At 38.4% G+C, this 861-nt stretch carries 1 protein-coding gene; it reads right to left on the reverse strand.

The window, feature by feature from the left end; all coding sequences use genetic code 11:
* Window positions 1-86: 86 nt before the first annotated feature.
* The coding region (locus AMO08_RS02280) for a glycine betaine ABC transporter substrate-binding protein (RefSeq protein WP_075484774.1) at window positions 87-861 on the reverse strand (775 nt) is incomplete at its 5' end.

The following is an 861-nucleotide window of genomic DNA, read 5'->3' on the forward strand; positions in this document are numbered from 1 at the left end:
TTCATAAACATATTTTACACAAAATTATTTAAAAAAAAATCCCCCCCAACAATGTTGGGGGAGATTTAAAATTTTAACTTTTATCCTTATTTAGTAAAAGCTTGCCAAACTGACTTGTTATCAGCTAACCATTTTTTAGCTGCATCTTCGTGAGTCATTTTGTCAACATCAACTAAAGCAGCCATTGCTCCAATTTGACTTGTAGAGAATGACAATTTTTTAAATGCTGCTGCTGCTTTTGGATGAGTTTTTGGGAAATCCTCATGAACTGCTTTTTTCAAGTATCCATCAGGAGAACCACATTTACCATCTCCGCCATCTTCTGGTCTGCAACCAGCTGTGTATGGAGGGAAGTCAATAAATGTAAAACCAGCACCATCTGTAAAGTTAGGTGTCCAGTTGAAGATAATTGTACCTCTTCCTTCTTTTTCAGCTGCAGCTAACTCTGCCCAAAGTGCATCAGCGCTTCCAGCAAATTTAACCCACCATAAATCACCTAAACCTAATGCATCAACCCTTTGTGGAATTAAGTCACCATGCCAAGTTTGTGGACCTTCCAACATTCTTCCTTTTCCATCTGGAGAGTCAGGTGTTGTAAAGTTTTTAGCACAATCAGGATTTTTTAAAGCTGTCCAATCTGGTAGACCTGGGCATAATCCTTTTTCAGTAACCCAATTTGGATATCCCATATCCTCAAGAGTTCTTGCCTCATGATCACCCCAATCTAATAAACCACCTTTATCTAAAGCAGTTGTAAATGACTTACCGAATGCAGACTCCCATACTTCGTGAGAAATAGTTACGTCTCCAATTCTAATTGACTCATAAACTGCTTGAGAGTCAGCGTTCACGTATTTTACG

Origin of the sequence: Candidatus Pelagibacter communis (assembly GCF_001180205.1) — a bacterium.
Lineage (GTDB): Bacteria > Pseudomonadota > Alphaproteobacteria > Pelagibacterales > Pelagibacteraceae > Pelagibacter > Pelagibacter ubique_O.